26 protein-coding genes are annotated in these 24,646 nt (G+C 58.2%); 17 read left to right on the forward strand and 9 right to left on the reverse strand.

Going from position 1 to position 24,646, the window contains the following annotated elements; all coding sequences use genetic code 11:
* Positions 1-195: 195 nt before the first annotated feature.
* The 10 genes from WX88_RS28035 (at position 196) to WX88_RS20090 (ending at position 8,839) form a co-directional block, all read left to right on the forward strand.
* Positions 196-1,302, forward strand: a complete 1,107-nt coding sequence (locus WX88_RS28035; protein WP_197076869.1) for a hypothetical protein — start codon at positions 196-198, stop codon at positions 1,300-1,302.
* 45 nt (positions 1,303-1,347) lie between these two features.
* Complete coding sequence (locus WX88_RS20050; protein ID WP_156176296.1) at positions 1,348-2,124, forward strand: hypothetical protein; 777 nt, start codon at positions 1,348-1,350, stop codon at positions 2,122-2,124.
* A 13-nt stretch (positions 2,125-2,137) separates the two neighbouring features.
* Positions 2,138-2,515: a hypothetical protein gene (locus WX88_RS20055; protein ID WP_156176297.1), complete on the forward strand. Its 378-nt coding sequence runs from the start codon at positions 2,138-2,140 to the stop codon at positions 2,513-2,515.
* Positions 2,516-2,524: 9 nt separating this feature from the next.
* On the forward strand, positions 2,525-2,881 hold the full coding sequence (locus WX88_RS20060; protein ID WP_156176298.1) for a hypothetical protein: 357 nt from the start codon (positions 2,525-2,527) through the stop codon (positions 2,879-2,881).
* A 315-nt stretch (positions 2,882-3,196) separates the two neighbouring features.
* A complete protein-coding gene (locus WX88_RS20065) occupies positions 3,197-3,394 on the forward strand; it encodes a hypothetical protein (protein ID WP_046246207.1) in 198 nt (65 codons plus the stop codon).
* A 169-nt stretch (positions 3,395-3,563) separates the two neighbouring features.
* Positions 3,564-5,357 (forward strand): arginine--tRNA ligase, encoded by a 1,794-nt coding sequence (gene argS, locus WX88_RS20070; protein WP_046246208.1) that lies wholly within the window; start codon positions 3,564-3,566, stop codon positions 5,355-5,357.
* Positions 5,358-5,509: 152 nt separating this feature from the next.
* Positions 5,510-6,091: an LOG family protein gene (locus tag WX88_RS20075; protein ID WP_046246209.1), complete on the forward strand. Its 582-nt coding sequence runs from the start codon at positions 5,510-5,512 to the stop codon at positions 6,089-6,091.
* 160 nt (positions 6,092-6,251) lie between these two features.
* Positions 6,252-6,839, forward strand: coding sequence for a glutathione peroxidase (locus tag WX88_RS20080; RefSeq protein WP_046246210.1), 588 nt, complete (start codon positions 6,252-6,254; stop codon positions 6,837-6,839).
* Positions 6,840-7,000: 161 nt separating this feature from the next.
* Positions 7,001-7,897, forward strand: coding sequence for a 1,4-dihydroxy-2-naphthoate polyprenyltransferase (locus WX88_RS20085; RefSeq protein ID WP_046246211.1), 897 nt, complete (start codon positions 7,001-7,003; stop codon positions 7,895-7,897).
* A 114-nt stretch (positions 7,898-8,011) separates the two neighbouring features.
* Positions 8,012-8,839, forward strand: coding sequence for an SDR family oxidoreductase (locus tag WX88_RS20090; RefSeq protein WP_046246212.1), 828 nt, complete (start codon positions 8,012-8,014; stop codon positions 8,837-8,839).
* Between the two features lie 155 nt (positions 8,840-8,994).
* Here the strand turns inward: WX88_RS20090 and WX88_RS20095 are convergent, their stop codons facing one another.
* Complete coding sequence (locus WX88_RS20095; protein WP_046246260.1) at positions 8,995-10,602, reverse strand: DEAD/DEAH box helicase; 1,608 nt, start codon at positions 10,600-10,602, stop codon at positions 8,995-8,997.
* Positions 10,603-10,973: 371 nt separating this feature from the next.
* On the opposite strand from WX88_RS20095, the gene WX88_RS20100 reads away from it, so the two are divergent.
* The 5 genes from WX88_RS20100 (at position 10,974) to WX88_RS20120 (ending at position 15,085) form a co-directional block, all read left to right on the forward strand.
* Positions 10,974-11,714: a class I SAM-dependent methyltransferase gene (locus WX88_RS20100; RefSeq protein ID WP_046246213.1), complete on the forward strand. Its 741-nt coding sequence runs from the start codon at positions 10,974-10,976 to the stop codon at positions 11,712-11,714.
* A gap of 43 nt (positions 11,715-11,757) precedes the next feature.
* Complete coding sequence (locus tag WX88_RS20105; RefSeq protein WP_156176301.1) at positions 11,758-12,090, forward strand: hypothetical protein; 333 nt, start codon at positions 11,758-11,760, stop codon at positions 12,088-12,090.
* Positions 12,091-12,110: 20 nt separating this feature from the next.
* Positions 12,111-12,779, forward strand: a complete 669-nt coding sequence (locus WX88_RS20110; RefSeq protein ID WP_197076870.1) for an ATP-binding cassette domain-containing protein — start codon at positions 12,111-12,113, stop codon at positions 12,777-12,779.
* 63 nt (positions 12,780-12,842) lie between these two features.
* Positions 12,843-13,988, forward strand: a complete 1,146-nt coding sequence (locus WX88_RS20115) for a CaiB/BaiF CoA transferase family protein (RefSeq protein ID WP_046246216.1) — start codon at positions 12,843-12,845, stop codon at positions 13,986-13,988.
* A gap of 149 nt (positions 13,989-14,137) precedes the next feature.
* Entirely contained in the window at positions 14,138-15,085 is a 948-nt protein-coding gene (locus WX88_RS20120) for a hypothetical protein (RefSeq protein ID WP_231590753.1), read from the forward strand.
* A gap of 75 nt (positions 15,086-15,160) precedes the next feature.
* Here WX88_RS20120 and trpS read toward each other — a convergent pair whose 3' ends face one another.
* The 7 genes from trpS to WX88_RS20155 all read right to left on the reverse strand — a co-directional run bounded on the left by trpS (position 15,161) and on the right by WX88_RS20155 (position 21,946).
* Positions 15,161-16,138 carry a tryptophan--tRNA ligase gene (gene trpS / locus WX88_RS20125; RefSeq protein WP_046246217.1) on the reverse strand — a complete coding sequence of 326 codons (978 nt, stop codon included), beginning with the start codon at positions 16,136-16,138 and terminating at the stop codon, positions 15,161-15,163.
* Between the two features lie 8 nt (positions 16,139-16,146).
* Positions 16,147-16,758 (reverse strand): hypothetical protein, encoded by a 612-nt coding sequence (locus tag WX88_RS20130; RefSeq protein ID WP_156176302.1) that lies wholly within the window; start codon positions 16,756-16,758, stop codon positions 16,147-16,149.
* A gap of 33 nt (positions 16,759-16,791) precedes the next feature.
* On the reverse strand, positions 16,792-17,538 hold the full coding sequence (locus tag WX88_RS20135; RefSeq protein WP_046246219.1) for a queuosine precursor transporter: 747 nt from the start codon (positions 17,536-17,538) through the stop codon (positions 16,792-16,794).
* A gap of 125 nt (positions 17,539-17,663) precedes the next feature.
* Positions 17,664-18,575, reverse strand: coding sequence for a ribonuclease Z (locus tag WX88_RS20140; protein WP_046246262.1), 912 nt, complete (start codon positions 18,573-18,575; stop codon positions 17,664-17,666).
* 158 nt (positions 18,576-18,733) lie between these two features.
* Positions 18,734-19,108, reverse strand: a complete 375-nt coding sequence (locus WX88_RS20145; RefSeq protein WP_046246220.1) for an STAS domain-containing protein — start codon at positions 19,106-19,108, stop codon at positions 18,734-18,736.
* A 70-nt stretch (positions 19,109-19,178) separates the two neighbouring features.
* Positions 19,179-20,054, reverse strand: a complete 876-nt coding sequence (locus tag WX88_RS20150) for a DUF4198 domain-containing protein (RefSeq protein ID WP_052732893.1) — start codon at positions 20,052-20,054, stop codon at positions 19,179-19,181.
* A 53-nt stretch (positions 20,055-20,107) separates the two neighbouring features.
* Positions 20,108-21,946 carry a glycosyltransferase gene (locus WX88_RS20155; RefSeq protein ID WP_046246221.1) on the reverse strand — a complete coding sequence of 613 codons (1,839 nt, stop codon included), beginning with the start codon at positions 21,944-21,946 and terminating at the stop codon, positions 20,108-20,110.
* A 186-nt stretch (positions 21,947-22,132) separates the two neighbouring features.
* Between WX88_RS20155 and WX88_RS20160 the strand changes: the two genes are divergently transcribed.
* Entirely contained in the window at positions 22,133-22,762 is a 630-nt protein-coding gene (locus tag WX88_RS20160; RefSeq protein ID WP_046246222.1) for a nitroreductase family protein, read from the forward strand.
* A 109-nt stretch (positions 22,763-22,871) separates the two neighbouring features.
* On the opposite strand, the gene WX88_RS20165 is transcribed toward WX88_RS20160, so the two are convergent.
* Positions 22,872-23,753: a YitT family protein gene (locus WX88_RS20165; protein ID WP_046246223.1), complete on the reverse strand. Its 882-nt coding sequence runs from the start codon at positions 23,751-23,753 to the stop codon at positions 22,872-22,874.
* A gap of 388 nt (positions 23,754-24,141) precedes the next feature.
* Here WX88_RS20165 and WX88_RS20170 point away from each other — a divergent pair, with 388 nt between their 5' ends.
* The gene (locus tag WX88_RS20170) at positions 24,142-24,636 is read left to right on the forward strand and encodes a YciE/YciF ferroxidase family protein (protein ID WP_046246224.1); all 495 of its coding nucleotides are present in this window, start codon (positions 24,142-24,144) and stop codon (positions 24,634-24,636) included.
* Positions 24,637-24,646 lie beyond the last annotated feature (10 nt).

The raw sequence follows: 24,646 nt of genomic DNA on the forward strand, positions 1-24,646 counted from the left end.
CCGGTACGAGGCGACCCAGGCCACCAATGAGCGGGGCCGGGTGGTAGCCAAAGTGGTGCGGGGCCTCTTACATGCGACGGCCGACGTGCCTGACCACAACCTGCTGGAAGGCTGGGCCGGGGCCCGAACGCCTATCTGAACGTGCCGCCCATGATTCCGACGCCCCGGCCGGTGCCCACGCCCGTCCCGAAGCCAGTGCCCGTGCTGCCCAAGGTAGTGGAGGCACTGGTGGAGGAAACCGTTTGGACACGGCTGGGGGCGGGGGTGTTACGCGTGCTCGAAGCCGGGGTCAGCTTTCCGGCGATGCTGGCGGGCTTGTTATTGTTGCCGCAAGCCGCCCACGCCCCTGGCATTCCGCAGCACCCGCCCGTGGTGCCCAAGGACGCGCTGCGTCTGGCCGAGCTGGAACGGTTGCAAAAGCTGGGCAAGCTCACGAAAGCAGAACAGGCCGAGTATTTGGCCCTGCTGGCTAAGGTGCGGGGCATCCATTGGGAGAGGCTGGATGAGCAGCTACGCGAGGCGCACTTGAGGGCACTGGTACCAGATTACAAGAACATTGAACTGGCGGGGTTGCGTCGGGAGTCGGTTGGCGAATTTGATGGTGTAAATATGAAGGAGAAGATATTTATTGAGGACAAAAGCGCTATGGGACTGCTGATAGTGAACCCCAAAACAGGCCTACGTTCACAGACCGCTGCCGAGTGGGCCGATAAGCACATTTATAATAAAACAAGTGGCCGCATTGACGGTCTTAAAAGAGCTCAATATACTTACCCGCAGCCAGCCCCAGATATTGAGCAAATCCGGGGGGTTCGCCGTTTACATTTTCGCATCGATGCTGACACTCCTGAAGTACGGGCGGCTACAGAGGACGCAATTAGGAATTTACAGCTCAATACGGCAAATAACAATAATCATTCAGCGAGTATGTCAGTTGCTTTAATGTTCAAATACCCAGGCCACTTGGTTCCCCGCCCCAGCACCGGAGAGTTGGCACCAGAGCGGCGTTTATTGCCTGTTTCAGGCGAGGAAACTTTCTACGAGTACTGGTATCCTGTTATCGAAAAAGAAGGATATCCTTGGTTACATGTTATGGCTGTAGGTATCGATTTGGACCCCGAGAACCTCTCTGAGGTTCTGGATGAGCTACGCCAACTCCAAGCAGCATTCCCGCGCTACTACACCCTAGATGACAAAGAATACGAATATATCACACGCCGCATCGCCGGACTGATTGCCGAGTTGGAGGCTATTAATCCCGACGACTTGGCATCTGGAAAATTGGAGCTTTTCTTGGGCTAAAGTCCGGTACTCGTTGGCTCGGTAAGTAAAATCCCACCCTAGCCGGTGGGATTTTTTGCGTACTACGCGGTTCCACTTGTTCCGGTACTGCCAAAACTCGTTGAGGTACTGGTTGAGGAATCGGTCTGGACGCGGCTCGGCTCGGAGATGTTACGCGTGCTCGAAGCCGGGGTCAGCTTTCCGGCGATGCTGGCGGGCTTGTTATTGTTGCCGCAAGCCGCCCACGCCCCTGGCATTCCGCAGCACCCGCCCGTGGTGCCCAAGGACGCGCTGCGTCTAGCCGAGCTGGAACGGTTGCAAAAGCTGGGCAAGCTCACCCAAGCGGAACAGGCCGAGTACCTGGCTCTGCTGGCTAAGGTCCGGGGCATCCACTTGGATAAGCTGGACGAGCAGCTACGCGAGGCCCACTTGAGGGCTATTGTGCCGGATTACCAAAATATTCACTTGGCGGGTTTGCGCAAGGAGGCGGTTGGTGAATTCGATGGCGTGAATCTGAAGGAGAAGATATTCATTGAGGATAAAACCGCTGAGGGCCTTCGGGTAGTTAATCCCAAAACTGGCTTGCCTTCACAAACCGCCGCAGACTGGGCCGATAAGCACATTCACTATAAAACAACCTCACGCATTCAAGCCCTTAAAATTACTCAATATACCTATCCTCAGCCAGCCCCAGACATCGAACGAATCCGAGGGTTTCGCCGGCTGCATTTTCGAATCGATGTCGACACACCCGAGCTTCGTGCTGCAACGGAGGAAGCAATGAGGCGACTTCGGACAGAGAACCCCACTTGGGAATTCACCGCTCAATACGGCAAAAATTAATCATCCAACGAATATGTCAGTCGCTTTAATGTTTAGATACCCAGGCCAACTGGTTCCACGTTTAGATATCCCAGAACAATTGATGACGCGTGGTTGGCTGGTGCCAGTATCGGGGGAGGAAACTTTCATCAAATACTGGAAACCAGTTGTTGAACAAGAGGGGTACATGTGGCTACCACTTATGGGCTTGGGCTTGGACTTGGACACGGAGAATCTGCCCGAAGTCCTAGACGAACTCCGTCAGCTCCAAGCCGCGTTCCCTCGTTACTACACCCCCGACCACGAAAAATACGAGTACATCACCAGCCGTCTTGCCACTTTGATTGCCGAATTAGAGGCTGTCAATCCCGACGAGTTGGCTTCCGGGAAACTGGAACTCTTCTTGGGGTAAGAATTTAGTATGTCAGTTGCTTTAATGTTTGATTACCCCAACGCAGACTCACCAGAGGAGGACGATGGGCGTTTATCACCTGTCTCAACCGAGGAAATTTTCCTCAGCTATTGGTTGCCCGTAATCGAAAAAGAGGGGTATGCGTGGTTACCGATTATGAACGTCGGTATTGACTTCGACCCCGAGAACCTCCCCGAAGTCCTAGATGAACTCCGCCAGCTCCAATCCGCATTCCCTCGTTACTACACCCCTGACCACGAATACTACGAGTACATCACGCGTCGTATCACCAATTTGATTGTTGAATTAGAGGCCATCAATCCCGACGAACTGACTTCTGGGAAGTTGAAACTCTTCCTCGGATAAAGCCTCTCCATCGTTGGCGTATTGATTAAAACCCCGCCGTAGCTGGTAGGATTTTTTCATACTGCCACAGAAGACGTAATGAGACGGGCGGCAGCCGGTTCGGTCACCAAGCCCACCGCCTAAGCCGTGGGAGAAATATAAAGCCCCGCCAGTTGCTGGCGGGGCTTTTTTAATCTGATTACTGAAGGGTACCCGGGCAATCTGCCGGGCGTTGTCGCCCACCAAAAGCTAGCCAACAACAAGACCGTTACGCTGCCTCCCGAGGCGGCCGCCTATCCCGGCATAGCTGCCCAGGTGCGTTGCCCGTGGCTGCTTGTGGCGGGTACCCAGGATAAGAATACTCCTTTGGCCGATTCGGTCGCCGTGGTGAAGGCGGCCCGCCGCACGCAGCGCCGCCAGTTGCTCGCAATTGACTGCGGCCACCTGGGCGCGCAGGAAAAACTGACCGAAACGTTTTTTGCCGAAGGCTATGTGCGCGCCATCAGCCGGTTTCTGGCGGGTGGCAAAGCCTAGCGGCGCACCATTGCAGCAAGCTTCGGTGGGCTATTCGTCCGGCGGGGTCGGGAGGGCAGTAGCGCGAACTTTGTAGTTCGCGTGTCTGAACGACTTTTAACGGCACGGGGACGCGAACTACAAAGTTCGCGCTACTGTAACGGCCGCCCCTAGCCCGTACCTTTGCCTCGTGCAACAGTTAGAAAACTCCCTCAAAACCGCCCTGCAAGCTGCCGCCACGGCAGTATTCGGCCTTGAAATCCCCGCCGCCAGCCTCACGCTCCAACCCACGCGCAAGGAGTTTGCCGGCAGTTTCACCCTCGTCACGTTCCCGCTCACCAAAGCCTTTGGCAAGGGGCCGGAGCAAATCGGCCAGGCTCTGGGCGAGTGGCTGAAAGCCCACGAGCCCCGCGTGAGCGGCTACAACGTGGTAAAAGGCTTCCTCAACCTCGAAATTGCCGATGCCGAGTGGCTGACCGTGTTCGGGCAGCTGCGCGCGCAGCCCGCTACCGCGCCCGTCGCCACCGACGGCCCGCAGCGCGTGGTAGTCGAATACTCCTCACCCAACACCAACAAGCCCCTGCACCTGGGCCACTTGCGCAATAACTTCCTGGGCTACTCCGTGGCTGAGATTCTGAAAGCCACCGGCGCCACCGTCACCAAAGCCAACTTGGTGAACGACCGCGGCATCCACATCTGCAAGTCGATGATTGCCTACCAGCACTTCGGCCACGGCGAAACCCCGCAGAGCGCCGGTATGAAGGGCGACCACCTCGCCGGCAAGTACTACGTGTTGTTTGAGAAACATTACCGCGAGGAAATCAAGCAGCTCGAAGCCGAAGGCGTGGCCTCCGACATTGCCAAAAAAAGCGCCCCGCTCATGACCGAGGCCCAGCAGATGCTGCAACTCTGGGAAGCCGGCGACGAGGACGTGGTGAGCCTCTGGCGCACGATGAACGGCTGGGTATACGAGGGATTTGATGAGACGTACCACGAGATTGGTGTCGATTTCGACAAGTTTTACTACGAATCCGAAACTTACCTGCTAGGCAAAGAGCGGGTGGAAGAAGGCCTCGCCAAGGGCGTGTTTTTCAAAAAGGAAAACGGCTCGGTGTGGGTTGATTTGCAGGCCGAGGGCCTCGACGAAAAGCTTCTGCTCCGCGCCGACGGCACCAGCGTCTACATCACCCAGGACCTGGGCACGGCCGAGCTGAAGTACCAGGATTTCGGCTACGATAGCAGCATCTACGTCATCGCCGATGAGCAGAACTACCACATGCAGGTGCTGCAAGCCACGCTCAAAAAGCTGGGCAAGCCCTACGCCGAGGCCATCCATCACCTCAGCTACGGCATGGTGGATTTGCCCTCGGGCAAGATGAAATCGCGCGAGGGCACCGTGGTCGACGCCGACGAGCTGGTGCGCGACGTGGTAGCCGCCGCCAAAGCCGCCACCCTCGAAAAAGGCAAAACCGAAGGCCTGACCGATGCCGAACTGGAAGAGCTGTACCATCTGCTCGGCCTCGGTGCCCTAAAATACTATTTACTGAAAGTTGACCCCAAGAAGCGCATGCTCTTCAACCCCGAAGAGTCGGTGAGCCTGGAAGGCCACACGGGACCATTTATTCAGTACTCGCACGCTCGTATCGCGGCCATCCGCCGCAAAGCGGCCGAGCTATGCATCAGCGAGGCCGCCGATTGGAGCGGCATCGCCAGCCTCGATGGTACCGAGCGCGAACTGGTGCAGGAACTGGCCCGCTACCCCGCCGTGGTAGCTGATGCCGCCCGCAACCTCTCGCCCGCCGTCATCGCGCAGTACGCCTACGACCTAGCCAAAGCCTACAACCGCTTCTACGCCGAAGTCTCCATTTTCCAGGAAACCGACGCCACTAAACGCAGTCTGCGGGTGGCCCTTTCAGCCCGCGTCGGCGAGCAGATTAAAGCGTCGCTGGGCCTGTTGGGTATTAAGGTGCCTGAGCGCATGTAATTCCAGAGCGATGTAGAGACGCGGCGCTTCGCGTCCCCTCGTTGAACAACTTACCGTTGAACAGCAGCACTGTACTGCTTGAAAAAATAACATCAGCAACCGAAGCTAACGACGAGACGCGGAGTGTCGTGTCTCTACATTGTTCTAGAAGTATGAAAAGCGTTGCCGTTTACTGTGGCTCCAGCTCCGGGGCCAATCCACTTTACATTGAACAGGCGCAAGCCTTGGGCGCGGCCCTGGTGGCGCGCGACCTGACGCTGGTATACGGCGGCGGGCGCGTCGGCCTGATGGGCACCATTGCCGACGCGGTATTGGCCCACGGCGGCAACGTCATCGGCGTCATTCCTGATTTTCTGGCCAACAAAGAGCTGGCTCACCTGGGCTGCACTGAGTTGCATGTGGTGGGCTCCATGCACGAGCGCAAGCTGCTGATGGCCGACCGCGCCGATGCCTTTATTGCCATGCCCGGCGGCTACGGCACGCTCGAAGAGTTGTTTGAAGTCCTGACCTGGGGCCAGCTTGGCCTGCACCAAAAGCCCGTGGCCCTGCTGAATGTGGCCGGCTACTATGACCACCTACTGCTGGCCCTCGACCGCATGCGCGACGACCTGCTGCTGCGACCCGAAAACCGCGCCCAGCTCCTGCAATCGCCCGACCCAGAGGAATTGCTGGAACAACTGGCCACCTACAAGCCTGTGCAACTAGAGAAGTGGCTAACCCCCCCCACCACGTAGGACGCAGCCTTTGCTGCGTCTGGGGCGCGCAATTTGCACTATCTGCGAGTTCCTAACTAAGCTGCTGTCCCAACGAGGCGAAGCAAAGGCTTCGCCCTACAAAACCCTGCTGACCTTCGTGTGGTTACACGTTCAACTGCATAGTCCTTATCTTCACCTCATGAAAAAAACCATCACCCTCACGCTGGCTACCGTTGCCACGGCCGCCGCATTTATCGCCGCTAAACCAGCCGCTCCCACCGCCATGACCACTCCCGCTGAAACCACCGCCGCGCCCGCTTCCGTGTACGATTTCACCGTGAAGTCCATTGATGGCAAAGACGTGAGCCTGAGTAAATACAAGGGCAAAAAGCTGCTGATTGTGAATACGGCTTCCAAGTGCGGCTTCACCCCGCAGTACAAGGAGTTGGAGGAGCTGTCTAAGAAATATAGCGAGAAAGTGGTCGTGCTCGGCTTCCCTTCCAATAGCTTCAACCAAGAGCTGGCCTCCAACGCGGAAGTAGCCTCTTTCTGCGAGAAGAATTTCGGCGTAACCTTCCCGCTGTTCGAGACGGTTTCGGTGAAAGGTGATGACGCGACCCCGCTCTACAAATACCTGGCTGATAAGACCAAAAACGGCGCGGTGAGTGATGCCCCAAGCTGGAATTTCTGCAAATACCTGGTCGATGAAAAAGGCCATGTGGTGAAGTTCTATAACTCCAAAGTGACGCCCCTGAGCCCCGAACTGGTGGCCGATATCACGAAATAGTTTTTGACCATTATATGGTATAATTGAACGTCATGCTGAGCGTAGCCGAAGCATCTCTACCACGCAACCTAATCCTCTCAACTGGATTACTTCTGCGGTAGAGATGCTTCGACTACGCTCAGCATGACGTTCTGATTTCATGTTCGTTCACCCATTTCCCTATGTCTCCCTGGATTTCCGCATTTCGTCCGCGTACGTTGCCGCTGGCCTTGGCCAGCATCCTTACGGGTGGCTTCCTGGCCGCCGCCACGGGCCATTTTAATGTTCTGATAGTGGGGTTGGCCGCCCTCACTACCATCCTGCTGCAAGTCCTCAGCAACCTCGCCAACGACTATGGCGACTCCCAAAACGGGGCCGATAGCGTGCACCGCCAGGGCCCGCAGCGGGCCGTGCAAAGCGGCGCCATCACCCCCGCTCAGATGAAGCAAGGCATGTTTATCTGTGCCCTGCTGGCCCTGGTGAGCGGATTGGTACTCCTGTGGGTAGCTTTGGGCGCGGCCGGCTTGGGCTTGTTCCTGGGGTTCCTGGCGTTGGGGCTGGCGGCCATCTGGGCAGCGGTGAACTACACGGCCGGTTCGAAACCCTATGGCTACGCGGGCCTGGGCGATATTTCGGTATTTCTGTTTTTCGGACTAGTGGGGGTGTGTGGCACGTATTTCCTACAGGCGCGGGCGTTGCCGCTGCAAGTGCTACTGCCCGCGACGGCGCTGGGCTGCTTTGCCACGGCGGTGCTGAATGTGAACAACATCCGCGATATCAATTCCGACGTGCTAGCTGGCAAAATCACCATTCCGGTGCGGCTGGGCGCTATTCATGCCCGGCGCTACCACTGGCTACTGCTGCTGCTGGGCCTGGGCTGCGCCACGGTGTTCGTGGCCCTTACCTACCACTCGCCCTGGCAGTGGCTGTTTGCGCTGGCCACGCCCTTGTTTGCGTTCAACGCCATCCAGGTATGGCAGCGGCAGGATTCCATGCAAATTGACCCATTGCTGAAGCATATGGCTCTAAGCACGCTAGTCTTTACGGTGCTGTTCGGGGTAGGGCAGGTGGTGGGGTAAGGGAGAAAGGACAGTAGAGCAGGCAGCGGTTTTGGTAATATTGAGGCTAAAGTATTTTGCGAGCTAGCTCGTCAAATAGGCGACAACGTAGTCCCAACTTTCCAAGCTTTTTTTATGGCCCAAACCGTTTTCATTACCGGTACCTCTACTGGCATTGGCGCCGCTGCCGTGCGCCTTTTTGCCCAACACGGCTGGCAGGTAGCTGCCACCATGCGCAACCCCGCCGATGCGAAATTCGACGACTTACCCACCGTCCGCGTCTACGCTCTCGACGTAACCGACGGGGAGGCCGTCACCCGCGTCGTGCAGCAGGCCCACCATGATTTTGGTGGCCTCGACGTGCTCATCAATAATGCTGGCTACGGTTTGGTGGGGCCGTTCGAAACCGCCACCGATGCGCAGATTCAGACGCAGTTCGCCACCAACGTGTTCGGGGTGTTTGCCGTGACGCGGGCGGTGCTGCCGCTGCTCCGCAGCCAGAAGTCTGGTGTCATCATCAACATTACCTCAGTGGGTGGGCGCACGGCGTTTCCGATGAATTCGCTGTACCACGCCACCAAGTTTGGGCTCGACGGCTTTTCAGAATCCTTGTGGTTTGAGCTGGCCCCATTTGGCATCCAGGTCAAAGTAGTGGCGCCCGGTGCCGTAGCCACAGATTTTGCCACCCGTTCGCTGCAAATGACCGTTGACCCTACCGACGACGACAACCCCTACGTGGGCCAGGTGCGCACCGTGCTAGAGGCTTTCAGCAGCCGCATGAGCGCCGACAAACAGTCTACTGCCGAGCAAATTGCCGAAGTTATCTACACCGCTGCCACCGACGGCTCGCCCCAGTTCCGGTACATCGCCGGAGCTGATGCGCAGCAGATTCTTACTGCCAAAGCCCAGATGACCGACGAGGAATACCTGAGCACGACGCAGCAAAGCTTTGGGCTAGCATAATCAGTCGGTTTTATTAGATGCACTATTTGATATAGATAGTGAAAGAGAACGTCATGCTGAGCGGAGCTGAAGCATCTCTACCGCAGGAACAATCTAGTTGAGAGGATTAGGCTGCGTGGTAGAGATGCTTCGGCTACGCTCAGCATGACGTTCAATTATTCTGCTCCTGCGCTGGGCTCGGCACTTTCGCCACTGGCAGGTCCGGGCGAGCCTTCGGGCCGCGGGCCGCGCCGACGGTTACGGCCGCCGCGGTTCCCTCGCCGCTCGCCCTCGGGGTTGGAGGATTGCGCTTGGCTAGCTCCATCTTTCGATTCGCCTTCGGGACGCGGCTCGCGGGCGGGGCGGGGTGGTCGGGCTTCGCCTTCGGGGCGCGGCTCACGCGGGGGGCGCTGGTAAGGCACAGTTGGCGCCTGGCCCGCATCGAGGGCCGCGAGGGCATTTTTCGCGTTAGCCATGCGCTCCAGATACTTGGGGTCTTTGGGGTCGGGCGCGTCGCGACGGGGCGGGCGGCCACCATCACGGCTACTCTCGCGTCCGCCGCCACCTTCGCGGCGCGTACTGCCCTCGCGGGAGCCCCTACCAGCGCCAGCGCTCCGGCCCCCGCCGCCGTGGCCGCCACGGGCAGGGCGGCCCCCAACTTTGCCGCCGAGACCAGCGAAGCGCTTAGGGTCAAACTCCGGGGCCGGACCCAGGCCCAACTCCTCGGTGATGGCGCGCTTTTCCAAATCGCGCTCGATGAGCTTTTCGATTTTCACCACCCGGTCCTGGTCCTGATCGGAGACGAAGGTGATGGCCGTGCCCTTGGTGGCAGCTCGGGCGGTACGACCAATGCGGTGTACGTAATCCTCGGCGGCGCGCGGAATGTCATAGTTCACCACGTGGCTCAGTGAATCGATATCGATACCGCGGCTGAGTACGTCGGTAGCCACCAGGATGGGAAATTGCTTGTTTTTGAAGGCGCGCATGATTTCCTCGCGCTCCTCCTGGGTGCGGTCGGAGCTGATGCCGCGGGCCTCGTAGCCGAGCTTGTTGATGGACTTTACGATGCCAGCGACGGCCGCTTTCTGGCTAGTGAAGAGCACCATACTCTGCACATCCTGAGTTTTGATGATGTGCTCCAGCACGTAGATCTTCTGGCGGTCGAAGGCCATATACAGCTGCTGGTCGATGCCGGCAGCGGGCTTCGACACCGCCAGGCGAATCTCCTCGGGATTCTTGAGAATCTGCTGCGAGAAGTCGCGGATTTTATTAGGCATGGTGGCCGAGAACAGCAGCGTCTGCCGGTCTTTGGGCAGCTGGCGCACGATGTTCAGGATGTCGTCCGAAAAGCCCATGTCCATCATCTTATCGGCCTCATCCAGTACCAAGTACTTGATTTTGTCGAACTTCACATAGCCCATTTGCAGGTGGGCAATGAGGCGGCCCGGCGTGGCAATGATAATGTCGGCGCCGCTGGTGAGGGCGCGCTTTTGCTGTTCCCAGTTCTCGGATTTGCCACCGCCGTAGATGGCGATGCTGCTGGCCTCGACATAGTAGCCGAAGCCCATTACCTGCTCGTCAATCTGGGTGGCCAGCTCGCGGGTGGGCACCAAAATAAGGGTGGTGGTGTGGCCGTGCTTGTCGTGCGAAATCTTATCGAGTAGCGGCAGCAAGTAGGCGGCGGTTTTGCCAGTGCCAGTTTGTGCGCAGGCAATCAAGTCTTTGCCTTCGATAATTTTGGGAATGGCTTGCTCCTGAATAGGGGTGGCCTGCTGGTAGTTCATGGCATCCACCCCGGCCAGAAGGTCGTCGTGGAGATTGAATTCGTGAAACGTCAAGGTTCAGCTAATGAGAGTTGTAAAAGGCTGACCTTGATGCATTGGCCAGCAAACCGCTTGATTTGTGGTAAATATACTATGGACAGGGCGGAGGTTTCTAACCAATTAGTGTTGAAATGAGGTGACTTTTACTAAGTAGCACGTCATGCCAAGCGAAGCCATTGGCGCATCATACCGAAAGCCCGTCCTGCCGAGCGGAGCCGAGGCATCTCGCTCGCATCGTTGCGCGTTGTTGAATGATTGAGTTACTGCCGCACGCGAGATACCTCGGCTCCGCTCGGCAGGACGGGCTTTACAACGCACTATCTCCCCCATTCATGTCTGCTCTCGACCGTTTTTCCGCCCAGGCCGCCGAATACGCACGTTACCGCATCGACTATCCGGCCGCGCTCTACGAATGGCTGCTGCCGCAGGTAGCCTGCCGCGAACGAGCCTGGGACTGTGCCACCGGCAACGGCCAGGTAGCCGTTGTGCTGGCTGACCACTTCGTGCGGGTCAACGCCACCGACCTGAGCGAAACCCAATTGGCGCAAGCCACCCCACGCTCAAATATTCATTACCAGCACGCCCGCGCCGAGCAGACACCCTTCCCCAGCCAGCGCTTCGACCTTATCACCGTGGCCCAGGCCGCGCACTGGTTTGAGCCCAAAGCCTACCATCAGGAAGTGCGTCGGGTAGCCCGACCGGGCGCGGTGTTGGCCGAATGGGGCTACGGCCTGGTGCAGGTGAGTCCGGAAATAGACCCGCTCATCCAGCATTTCTACCGCGAGACGATAGGCCCGTATTGGGATGTCAACCGCTGGCACATTGATGATGAGTACGCACGCATCCCATTTCCCTTCGCCGACGTGCAGCGGGCGCATTTCGCGGTGCGGCGGCAGTGGTCAGCCGAGAGGTTTTTCCAATACCTGTGCACGTGGTCGAGCGTAGTGCGTTACCAAAAGGAGCGAGGTGAGGACCCGGTGCAGCTTATTGCGGCCGAAATAACGCAGTGGTGGCGGGAAGGCGAGCAGGAGGTGAGCTTCCCGGTATTTGCCCGGGTGGGTCGGATAGAATAATTGCGCCCCGACTGCGTTGGTACCGCTCAATAGCTTGAATTTGATGGCGATTATCATTACCTGGGTGCGAGCGGTAGGCTTGTTTTACGGCAACGTAGCGCCGTTCATGCTGGGCATTACGGCGCTGCTGTTGGGGTTCGTCCTACTGCCCGCGCTCTACGAAGGCTGGGCCGATGGCCTGCTGCCCGCGCTGCTGCTTATCAAGCTGATTACAAGCCCGGTGGTGTGGTACTTGTCGGAGCAGATGCGGCCCAACCAATATTGGCTCTACTATAACCTCGGGGTATCGCGGCGGCGTCTGTGGGTTGGCGTGGGAGTGCTGGATGGGCTGTTATTTCTCGGGCTGACCGTTGGGCTTCAGCGTTTGTATTCATGACTTTACCAAGCAGATTTTGTGTGACTGAGCCCCACTTGCTGGAAGCCGACGGCATCCGGTTATCGTTTGGCTCGCGGCAGGTGCTGGCCGACATCTACCTGCGCGTGCAAACCGGCCAGATAACCGGCCTGTTGGGCCGCAACGGCAGCGGTAAGTCGAGCCTGCTGCAAACCGTGTTCGGCGCCCGCACCGTGCCCGATGCCTCCGTGCGGGTGAACGGCCATCGGGTGGTGCCGGCTTTTCAAACGCCGGGGCTGGTCAACTACCTGCCGCAAGCTTCCTTGTTGCCCACTAACCTGTCGCTGGGGCAGGTGGCCCGGCTGCTGCGGGTAGATTGGGAAGCCGCTACCGCCAACTTCCCAGAGTTGCGCGGACAATTTAGGTGTCGTCCCGGCGAGTTGTCGGGTGGCACGGCCCGCTTGCTGCAAGTGCTGCTACTACTCCACGCCGACACAGCGTTTTCGTTGTTCGATGAGCCATTTACGGGCGTGATGCCCCTGCATCTCGAAACACTGGCCGATGAGATGCAGCGGGTGAAACCGCGCAAGGGCCTGCTGCTTAGTGACCATCGCTATGCCGAGGTGCTGGCCCTGTGCGATGTGGTTTATTTGCTGCATCAAGGTCGTTTGCTGAAACTGGGAGCCGACCCGCGGGCGGAATTGTGCGACTATGGCTATTTGGCCACTTAAGGCCTGTCCTAGAGTCCATCCGTCAAGCGAAATCAGTACTGCGTTTAGCTTGTGAAACCAATTATGCCTGAGCCGCTTCCTTTTCATAATCTCCGCATCCTTGAACTTGCTTCCGTGCTGGCCGGCCCGCAGGTCGGGCAGTTTTTTGCGGAGTTGGGCGCCGAGGTTTTAAAAATCGAAAGCCCCGCCGGTGACATCACCCGCACCTGGAAAACCAGGGCCGAAACGGAGACTGCTTCTATTACCTCGGTTTCAGCCTATTTCGCCACTTCCAACTGGGGCAAAAAGTCCATGGTGCTGGACCTGACCACTACCGCTGGCCAAGCTGTACTGCACCAGTTGGCCGCCACGGCCGATATAATTCTGGCCAGCTACAAGCCCGGCGATGCCGAGAAGCTACGTGCCGACTACGCCACTTTAGCCAAGGGAAATCCGCGCCTGATTTACGGCCACCTCACGGGCTACGGCCCCGACAATGCCCGCGCCGGCTACGATGCCGTACTCCAGGCGGAGGCTGGTTTCATGCACCTCAATGCCGCTGGCCCTGGCCAGCCGCCCCAGAAGATGCCCGTCGCCATGGTCGATTTATTGGCCGCACACCAGCTAAAGGAAGGCCTGCTCACCGCGTTGTTTAAGCGGGAAAGAACCGGACGCGGGGCGTTGGTGCAAGTCAGTTTGCTGGCCAGCGCTTTGTCGGCTCTGGCCAACCAGGCCGCCACCTACCTAGTTACAGGGCACGACCCACAGCCTCTCGGCTCGGGCCACCCCAGCATCGTGCCCTACGGCACGCTGTACCGCGCCGCCGACGGCCGCCAACTGGTATTGGCCGTGGGTTCGGATGGCCAGTTCCGGCACCTGTGCGTCGCTCTGGGCCGAATGGAGTGGGCAAATGACCCTCGTTTTCAAGTCAATGCCTCCCGGGTAGCGCACCGGGCCGAGCTGGAAGCCCTACTTGCCGAACGCATTGCCGCCGTGGACGGGGACGAGCTGCTCATTGAGCTGGAGCGCCGGGCGGTGCCGGCCGGCGCCGTGCGCTCGGTGGGGGAGGCGTTGGCGCAGCCGGCGGCCCAACCCATGCTGTTGCCCGCCGCTGGCAACATCCGTGCGGGGTTGCGCACAGTGGCCTTTCGTAGCCCTGAGTGGCCCGTAGTGACGCGGCTGAGTGCGCCGCCGGGGCTAGGCTCAACCTCCGAAAATGAGAGCGGCTGATGCTCCTTCGCTCCGGCTGGAACCAGACTTCCGGGACTTTTCGTACGTTCAGCTTTGTAATCGGGAGGGCGCAAATACGTCTGTTGTTGCGCTTATCTTCGTTGTGTTCCTACCCGCCGCTACTTTCTGGGGCGCTATTTCCTTATCGAATGGCTAAGTCAACCACCAAAAAAAACACGGAGCCCGAGCAGCTCACCACTGTTGAAACACCTGTTGCTCCCTCTTCCGACGAATTCTCCGCGCTCGTTAGCGCCCCGGCTCCTGCCAAAAAGAAAGCCGCAAAAGCGAGTAAGGCTGGTAAGTCCAGCAAGGTGGTTGCGACCGATGCGCCAGCTGCCATCACGCCCGCGCCCGAAACCAATCACAGCGGGGCCACCGCCACCAACAACGAGCCGACCGCCGAAGCCGGCTCGCCCACCGAGGCCCCAGCCGACCGCCTCGACCAGATTTTTGATGGCCTCAAGCAGAAATCAACGGCCAAGCAAGCCATTTTCCGCAGCACGCAGATGGCTTTCGATTGCCTCCGGCTGGTGTCGCAGGAGCTGGTAGTGGAACTTAGCCGCAAGCTCACGCCCTTCGATTCGAGCGTGGTGATTGAGTACCGGCCCATCAACGACATGGAGTTTCACATCAAGTTTTCGGGCGACTTGCTGGTGTTCATCATGCACTCCAACATTGTCACCTTCCCCGACGACTATGGGCCCATGGCCAGCGCCTATGTGGCGGAGGACTTCCGGCGTCGGTTTTTCGGCCACATCATGGCCTATAACTTCATGGCCGACAGCATTAAGTATCAGCGCCTAAACGACCCCGGCTACCTGGTTGGCCGCCTGCTGGTCAACATCGACAATCATTACTTCCTCGAAGGCGTGCAACAGTTGGAATTACCCGACAACGACATGTCGGACAACCTGATAACCCCCGAGATGATGCGCCTTTTTGTAGAAAGCGCCATGATTGCGGCCGTGAATAATGACCTGATTGCCCCGCCTCTACCCGAAATTCAGAAAATTAGCGTCAAACAGAAGCTGGAGAACCAGCAAGTCAGCCGCGGCAGCAAAGTAGGCTTCAGCTTTTCGCACGAGCAGCAGTACTAGTCGGGTTGTGGTCGTCGGCTGTCAGTGAGTCGTTTATCTGGCAACTGACAGCCGACAACTACTATGCCCGGCGACCTAAAGTTGTCCGTAGCCTACCTTCTGGCGTACTCGGTTCAGCACGCCGGTACCGTATTCCTTGGCGCGGCGGGCACCGTCGGCTAGCTTGGCATCGAGTTCGGGAAGGTTGTTTAGGTAGAAGTTGAACTGCTCGCGCTCTGCGGCAAACCGGCGGAGAATCAATTCATACAGCTCCTTTTTGGCGTGACCATAGCCGTAGCCGCCGGCCAGGTAGTTCTGGCGCATGGTGGCCGTTTCGTCGGCCGTGGCCAGCAGTGAGTAGATCTTGAAAGTGACGTCGGTGTCTGGGTTTTTGGGCTCTTCCAGCGGCGTGCTATCCGAAATAATGGTCTTAACGGCTTTCAGCAGCTCTTTTTCAGGGGCGAAGACATCAATGATGTTGCCATAGCTCTTGCTCATTTTCTGGCCATCGGTGCCGGGAATGGTCATCAGCTCGGCATCGACGCGGGCCTGTGGGGGCACCAGCGCATCGCCGTAACGGCTGTTGAAGGCGTGGGCAATGTCCCGGGCAATTTCGAGGTGCTGAATCTGGTCTTTCCCCACGGGTACAAATTCGGCGTCATATAGCAGAATGTCGGCCGCCATCAATACCGGGTAGGTGAATAGGCCTGCGTTGACGTCGGATAATCGGTCTGATTTGTCCTTGAAGGAGTGCGCGTTGGCTAGCATCGGGTAGGGCGTGAAGCAGCTCAGGTACCAGGTCAGCTCAGTTACCTGCGGCACGTCAGACTGCCGATAGAACAGGTTTTTCTCGGTATCGAAACCACAAGCTAACCAGGCGGCGGCCACGGCGTAGGTATTCTGACGCAGCAGGTTGGGGTCGCGCACGGTCGTGAGCGAGTGCAGGTCAGCAATGAAATACAGCGAGTCGTTGGTCGGGTTTTTCGATAGCTCGATGGCGGGCAGGATGGCCCCGAGCAAGTTGCCAAGATGGGGGCGGCCGGTGCTCTGGATGCCGGTGAGAATGCGGGACATAAGGTGAATTAAGGAGTTAAGCGCACGCCTTGGTTGTAGGCGTGCACGGCGGTAGCCAGTTGGGCCCGGCTGATGGTATTGGTGGCAATTTGCCGTTGCAGCACTGGGTCAGCCGGAAACAACGCGGCCACGAAGGTACTGGGCGCTAGTTTTTGGTCGAAGCCCGGGGTGCGGCTGGGGCTGTAGGCAAAGAACGTATTGGTGCCGAGCTTGCGCAGCACCGGCAGCTTGACGTGGGCTTTAAAATTAGGGCCCATTTCAACCTGATAGTAATAGTAGAATAACTCAACCGGCCCCATTTCCAGAACTTCCAAAAAGGTGGGGTCATTAAAGCCTGCGTCGGCTCCGCTACGGAAGCGAAAGTTGCTTACCTGTATAAACTGATGGTTTTCAATGATAAAATTGGTTATCTCACTGCTGCGAAACGTGCGCTCCTTACCATTTTTTACTTCCACTACCATGGTTGGGCTACCACCTTCGGCCAAGACTAATTTCAGCGAAGCGTTACCCTTCGCGCCATTCGCAAGCCGGTAGGTGCCAGGGGCAAGGTTGAATTGGGCTCGGGCTAAGCTAGGTAGCAGCAGACTTGCCGATGCCAGCACCATTTTCGATAAACGCATAAGTTAGAAGAGCCAGGCTATATCGCGGCTACATCACGCACTAACGTTTTTCACGGCTTCTTCTTGCAATTCGATGGTGTCTTCTTTGCCTAGGTATTTATCAATCAAGTAATGGGACAGGTACAGCACCGGCGTAAGCAGGATGGCCGCCGCGAATTTGTACCAGTAGTTGGTATTGGCTACCGAAAGCACCTGGGCCATTGTCCAGTTACCGAACATATGAAACGCCACGTACAGCACGACGAACGAATCGACCAACTGCGAAATCAGCGTAGAACCCGTGGCGCGCAGCCAAATAAAGCGCCCGCCCGTAGCCTTGCGAATCGCCGCGAAAACGGTGGCATCCAGCAGCTGGCCCACTCCAAACGCCACGATGGACCCGGTGATAATGCCCAACCCTTGGCGGAAAATACTTTGGTAGGCAAAATCAATATCGAAGGGCCGACCGAGGTTGTCAGTCTTATTCACATCGAGCCAGAAATCAGCCGGCGGTAGCTTGGTGGTGAGGTAGATAACCCCAAAAGCAAACAGAATCAGCGCCACGGTGAGGTAGCTGATACGCAGCACACCAGCCTTGCCAAAATACTCGTTGATGATATCCGTGGTCACGAACACCACTGGCCAGATTAGCACGCCAGCCGTCAGGCTACCGGGCAGCCCCATCAGCTTGTCAGCCGAAAAAATCTTAACGCCGATAATTTCTGCCAGCAGCGCATTCACCAGGAAAATGCCGCTGAGAACGAGGTAAAGCTGCTGCTTTTTTTGAGTGAAATTGAACATTTGAAAGTTCGTAGGCTGTAACGTGAGCCGGACGCCGCCTTTATTTGGGCAGGCTTCGCGCATCGCCGCGAAGTCGATATAGATTCTTTAAGTCCCCGCCGCCAGACTCGATTTCAAGCTTGAACCTACAGCTTCACGGCTAGTCCTTCAGCGGCCAATTCAGCGGTCGGAAACACTGCCTGGGCTTCGAGCAGCAGCGGCTCCAGAGATTTGTAGCGGCTAGAGAAGTGACCCAGCAGCAAGTGTTTAACATCGGCAGCCTGCGCGATTTGGGCGGCCTGGCGGGCGGTACTGTGGTGGGTCTGAGCGGCGCGGTCGCGTAGTTCTTCCAGGAAAGTGGCTTCGTGGTAAAGCAAATCCACGCCGCGAATAAGGTCGGCCAGTGCGGGTGTGTAGAGTGTGTCGGAAAAGAAGGCGTAGCGGCGGGGCGTGGGCAGCGGGCCAGCCACGTCGGCATGGCGCAGGCCGGGCTGCTGCTCGTCGGGCTCCAGGTCCTCACCCTGGGCCAGGCGGGCCAGCTGTTGAGGGCTGAGGCCGTCGGGCAGTTTTTCCTTCAGCAAATTGGCCCTGCGGGGCTTTTCGGCAAACAGGTAGCCGGCGCAGGGAACGCGGTGGCGCATGGGTAGCGAGGTCACCGTCAGCTGTTCATCTTCGTACACCACGGCGTGAACCTCGGTATCGACGATTGTGAAATCCATGGTAAAGCCCAGCTTCATATCCGAAACCCGGGCCTGAGTGAGCAGCACCTCGTCGAGGCCAGGCGGACCGATGATGTGCAGCGGCTGGGTGCGACCCTGCAAATGCATGGTGCCCAACAAGCCAAACAGTCCGAAATAATGGTCGCCGTGGAGATGGGAGATGAAAATGGCGCGCAGGTGATGAGGCCGCACACGGTACTCCAGCATACGCCATTGCGTGCCTTCGCCGCAGTCAATCAGATAATTGGACGCTCCAACAGTGAGCATTTGTGCGGTGGGGTGGCGGGCCAGTACCGGAGTAGCTGAGGCCGAGCCCAGAATTTTCAACTCAAAAGTCAAGACGAATGACGGATGATGGGTGAACCCGGCGCCGCGGCCACTGGGGAAGCGCCACATTGTGCCGGAAAAACAAAAAAAGGCTGCTAGCCGTCAGCCCGAAAACCAACAGCTAACAGCCGCCAAGTGCCGCATTAAGGCAGCCGCCGAGGCTAAAAAAATTACTCCTTATCCGTCAGGTCGCGCTCAATGGCATGCAAAAATACCCGGTCGATGCCTTCTTCTACCGTGGGCAGGATGTGCAGCACCGACTCCAGCTTGCTGATGGTGATGAGTTTCAGCACGTGGTCTTGCAGGCCGGTGAGCACCAGCAGGCCGCCCGTGGAATTACACAGCCGGTTGGCAATAAGGATGGAGCTGAGGCCCGACGAATCCGTGTACTTCACGTTGGTGAGGTCAAGAATCAGGTTGTTAATGCCTTCAGCGTTCAGCTTCACGAATTCCGATTTGAGGTCGGGCGCAACCGTGGTGTCGAGCTTCTTCTCCTCAATAGTGATGATGGTGTAGCTTTCTTTTTTATCAATCGTGTACTTCATACAGCGGAAACAAGGAGGGTAAGAGAACGACGAAGGTAAAGAAAAAACCCAAAATTTTGGGTGAAGCAGGCTAATGTTTTGTAGCTGAACGCAACGCTGCCGCGGGCGGACCCGCAAATGTTAGCGAAGCCCAGGTAGATTGCCAGTCGGCACGGTCACGTAGCTTGGCCGGCGCCCCAGTCATATCAACAGTGGCCAGCAGGTAAGGTCCGGGTCCTGATAGTCGTAACAGCACACGGCCGTTTTGGTTAGAACGAGTGGTGAAATGTGTAGTAGGCAGGCCGCCGGGCTGGCGCTGCCACACCTGTACAGCGGCCCCGGATAGCGGCTGGCCAGCGCGTAGCACGCGTACGGTTAGTGCCTTGTCGGCGGTCAGGCGGTACGGGTTTTGCTCGGGCACCAACTCCAGCGGCAGGCCGTAAATACGTCGACAAGCGCTATCGGTAGCGGCGGGCATGGCGGCGGCTTCGCCTACTTGCACTAGGGCTTTGGCGCAGCGGCGGTAGGTTTCGCGGCCCGCGGTTCCTTCCTGACCGCGCTCCTGGCGCAGCCTCAACGGATAGTCGAGGCCTTCTTCGCGCAAGTAGGCGGTGAACTGTGCGGCGGGCAGCTCAATGAAGGAGTTAGTGGAACGCAGCAACACGACGTGGGTGCCAGGTTGCGCAAAGGTGAAGGTCGTGCGGAAAGTGTCGGTCTCGGCGAAGCCGGGCGCGGGCGTGAGGTCAGTAGAATCGGCTGGAATGGGGCCGTAGCGCACGAGGCGCAGGACTTTGGTGGCTTTATTGGTCCAGGATTCGCCTTTGAAATTCTCGCCGATGAGAGGCCGGATGCTCAGCGCCTGGCCCGGTTGGAGGCGAAAGCGGGGAGCTTCCAGCCAGAATTCGTGAGCTGCTGTCAGGCCAGCAAGTGCCAGCAAAGTGAGTAGTAGCGGGGAGAATTTCTTCATAAAAAGATAGCACGCTGGCGCAAGTTACGCTCCGCTAAACTCACGCCAGTTCCTCACTTCCGCTCCAAGGCCAGGGTGTATGCCCGGTCGTAGTGCACGCGCAGGTTTTTCCAGTCGAATAGCTCGGAGGAGCTTTCCACGGCGTTGCGCTGCATGATCCGCTCGCGGCGACTGAGCTGCACGAACTGCCAGAGCATGTCCGTCAGCTCCTCGGCCGATTCGTCGAAGGATTTTTCCTGGCGACGCACTACAAAAATGCCTTTTTGCTCGGGGTCGGGAATGGTTTGGAGCACGTAGTCGCCAAAGCCCGACAAGTCGGAGGTGATGGCGGGTACGCCGCGGGCCACGCATTCGAGCGGCGTGTAGCCCCAGGGCTCGTAGTAGGAAGGAAACACGCCCATGTGGCAGCCGCGCACGAACTGCCCGTACTCCATGCCCAGCAGGGGTGAGGCGGGCGATACGAAATCAGGATGATACACCATTTTCACCCGGTCGTGCTTGTGGTTAAGCAACTGGGCCCGGCGCATGAAGTTCAGTATTTCATCGTCTTGGTCATTCACCAGGTTGTGGGTGATGACGGGCGGCAGGGCGTTGGTTTTCCAGCTTTGCAGGGTGCGGCGGTAGCGCAGCTTCCAGTAGTCGTCCACCATCGAACCCAGCTCGGGCAGCCGATGGTCTTGGCTGGCGGCGGCGGCGTAGAACAGCCGCTCGCCGACTTGGCGCTCGATGGCGCGGCAGGTTTCGTGCACCTCATCGAGCATGGCACGGCGCTCCAGCACTTGCGGATTGATGCTCGTGAACGGCCGCTTGGTGATGAAGAACATCACCACCTGGCCTTCCAGGCCACTCTGCTGGAGCCGGTAGTTGAGGCGGGCCAGGGCTTCCAGGGTTAAATCAAAGCCCTTGTTGTGGTATTCGTAGCGCCCCGAAGTAAAGAGGTACAGTGTCTTATCCAGGTCGAAAGCGTAGGACTGGAAGAAGTGCGCCATCACGAATTCGTGAATCTGGGCCTTGTACTTCTGGTGCATCACCTGAAACTCGTGCAGGGCCACGAACCGCTCGATGTTGAGGCCGTTGGGCAGCACGGCGTCCGGAATTCTATCCAGTAAATAGATGCACTCGCGTACGGTTAGTTCGCTCACGGTAGTGAACACGTGGCTGCCGTGCGCGGCGGCGCGCTCCATGCGCACGGCGGGTTCGATGTTAAATTTCTTGGCTTCCGCCTCCCAGTTCACCCACATGAGGTGGTCGTAGAAATCGGCGTCGTTCATGGCCAGGTAGCGGCCGAGCAGGGTGGCGTGGGTGGTGAAGAGCAAGTGCGCGGGCACTTGCAGTCGGCGTAGCTCCGGGATGGCCACGCCGGTCATCCACTCGTGGAAGTGGCCCAGCAGGCGCTGTTGGGGTGGCACCTGGGCCGCCACGTGCTGGAAGAAGATAGTAGCCAAATGCCCGAAGGCGATGACCTGATGCAGGAGGTCATCGTTGTCGGGCGACGGAATGCCGTGGCGCTCCCAAAGTTCTCCTTTGAGATGGCCCAGCCGGTCGTAGGCCTGAAACGGGTTGATGAGCACCACGCGGGGGCGCCCCGTCACGAGCCAGGTGCCGAGCTGTACGTCGTAGCCCTCGGCGCGCATGGTGCGGACGGCGGCCGCAAAGGGGTCAGGGGCCGTGTGCACGGCCAGCTCTTCGAAGGGTTCGAACTCGCCCTGGGCTTGGTTGGGAAAGTAGGGGCCCAGCAGGCAATACCGGTCGCCCCAGGCCGGCATGGTGGCCGGAACCTTCGAGCGAATAACAGTGTAGATGCCGCCCACTTGATTACAAACTTCCCAGGCTACCTCCACCAGCAAGGCGTCGGGAAACAGGGTATCGGGGGCGTGGGGGGTAGGCTGCATAAGGGGATGGGAAACGGAAGGACTCGTAAATGAACGCGGCGAAAGGTAAGCCGGTTGGGGTTTAGATGCCACGGCAAACAATATTTTTCGATTGATGGCTGGGAAATGCGAGAGGAGGCAAGCGTTAAAACTTCGTGTGGCGGGAGTTGTTACGCGCATCGTACCTCACCTTTTAATTTGCCTTCTATGGCTGATACCACCAACATTCTCGCCCTCGAAACGCCCATCCTACCGGTTCTGACCCAGCGCCGCAGCCCACGCGCGTATTCCTCCCAGCCCATTCCTACCGACCAGCTGAACCAGGTATTTGCCGCCGCCTCGTCGGCCGCGTCCTGCTTCGGTGAGCAGCCCTGGCGCTACCTCGTGGGCAACCGTACCAGCAGCGCCGAGGCGTATGATAAAATCCTGGCCAGCCTGGGCGAATACAACCAGGTATGGGCCAAAGACGCGCCCGTGCTGGCCGTGAGCATTGCCAAGCTGAGCTTCTCGCACGACGACAACCCCAACGCCTGGGCCCGGCACGATGTCGGCCAGGCCACCGCTACCCTGGCCATTCAAGCCACCGAGCTGGGCCTGCAAATACACCAGATGGCGGGCTTCTCGCCGGATAGCCTCCGCGCCGCTTTCCGCATCCCGGCCGGCTATGAGCCAGTGGCCGTGTTCACCCTCGGCTACCCCGGCGACCCCAACAACCTGCCCGATGCCCTGCGCGAGAAAGAAACCGCACCCCGCGCCCGCAAGTCGCTGGCCGACTTTGTGTTCGAAGGCAACTGGCCTACTCTGGCGCAAGAGCAATACGACCAAACGAACGCATAACCTGACCCATCTAATCAGGTATCATTGAACAATTAATAGCCGTTCAATTGGGCCAGATAAGGTCCGATAGAACAGCTATTAATTATAATGATACCTGTTAGCTGAAAAGCTAGTGCAACGGCCGCTTCTTGATGATGCCGCCCTGCGCGTCGTCGATGCCATATTGCACGATAAACGCCTGCGGGTCGAGGCGCTGGACTTCGGCCCGCAGCTGCGGCAGCTCCAGACGGGTGACGACCGTGAAGATGATGTCGCGCGCCAGGAGGTGGTCGCCGCGCTTGCCGAAGCCCGCCTTGCCCTGGTAGAGCGTGACGCCGCGCCCCAGGCCTTCGGTGATGGCCAGGCGGATGGCCTCGCTGTGTTCCGACACGATGGTGACGCCCGTGTACTGCTCGATGCCGTTGAGCACAAACTCCATCACGCGGGCAGCGGCGAAGTAAGTGAGCATGGAGTAAAGCGCTGGCTCGGTGCCGAGGACGAACACAGCACCACCAAAAATGATGAGGTTTAGAATCAGAATAATGTCGCTGACTTTAAACAGCATCAGGTGACGGCTGGCGAGCAGGGCTGCGATTTCGGTGCCATCGAGTACGGCTCCGCCGCGCATGGCCAGCCCAATACCTGCCCCGATGAATACTCCGCCGAAGATGGCCGTCAGGAGCAGGTCGGGCGTTACGTCGGGAAAGGGCACGACGGCCAGCACCAATGCCAGCCCGCCGATGCCTAGGGCGCTACGCACGGCAAACCGTCGGCCCATCTGCCGGTAGCCCAAGGCTACGAATGGCAGGTTAATCATCAGAATAAGCGCCGCCAAGGGCAGCTTGAACAGCGCCGCCAGTAGCATGGATACCCCCGTCACCCCACCATCAATAAAGTGGCTGGAAAGCAAGAACCCTTTCAAGCCAAATGCTGCCAAAAACACCCCGGCAATGATGAAAGCCGCGTTTTGTAGTTCGGACGCCGGACGATTGAGGGAAGATGGGGAAACCATAGGTCGGGAGAAATGAGAAATTAGCAGTTTATGGTAATAGTACGGGCTTGCCACCAAAACGCCCGGAGTAACCACAAGCAAGCTGCCCTATCGCAGGGGCCCGACCACTTACCATAGTTCCGAATTTTTACGGAAAATGACTGCGGAAATTACTGACTTTATCTTGGGTGATTTATGCGAGTGAGCCATATGATTTCTACCGAATAACTAGCTAAAACATTCATTTTTAGAATCAGAACCGCATTTTAGCCACGACGCTTCCCTACGAATACCTGGCTCCATAGGGGTAAGCTCGGCCTTAACGCAGTAGGGAAGGGGGCGTAAGCACAAGCTCTGGTCATAATGGCCAGTTGATTTTCCTCTAATTCCTTTCCTTATTCTTACCGTTATGTTCGACAAATTGGAAACCCTCGATGACCTGTTCGAAATGCAGCTCAAAGACTTGTACAGCGCCGAAACCCAACTCGTGAAGGCGCTGCCCATGATGGCCGAACGAGCCAAAGATGGTCGCCTGCGCCGGAGCTTCGAAAAGCACCTGCACGAAACTGAAAAGCAGATTGAGCGCCTCGACCGCATCGGTGAAGCGCTCGACCTTGACCTCGACGGGCACACCTGTAAAGCCATGGCCGGCCTCATCGCCGAAGGCCAGGAAACCATGTCGGAACGCGCCACCGAAGAGGTGATGGACGCCGCCCTGATTGCCGCCGCCCAGCGCATTGAGCACTACGAAATTTCGGGCTACGGCACGGCCGCCCACTTCGCCGAGCGCCTCGGCCACACCGAAGCCGCCGACCTGCTGCGCACAACCCTGGAAGAAGAGCAGTCTACCGACACCAAGCTCAACGAACTGGCTATAAATTACATCAACGCCAAGGCTGAGTAAGCCTGATGCG

The organism is Hymenobacter terrenus (assembly GCF_000972495.1).
GTDB lineage: Bacteria > Bacteroidota > Bacteroidia > Cytophagales > Hymenobacteraceae > Hymenobacter > Hymenobacter terrenus.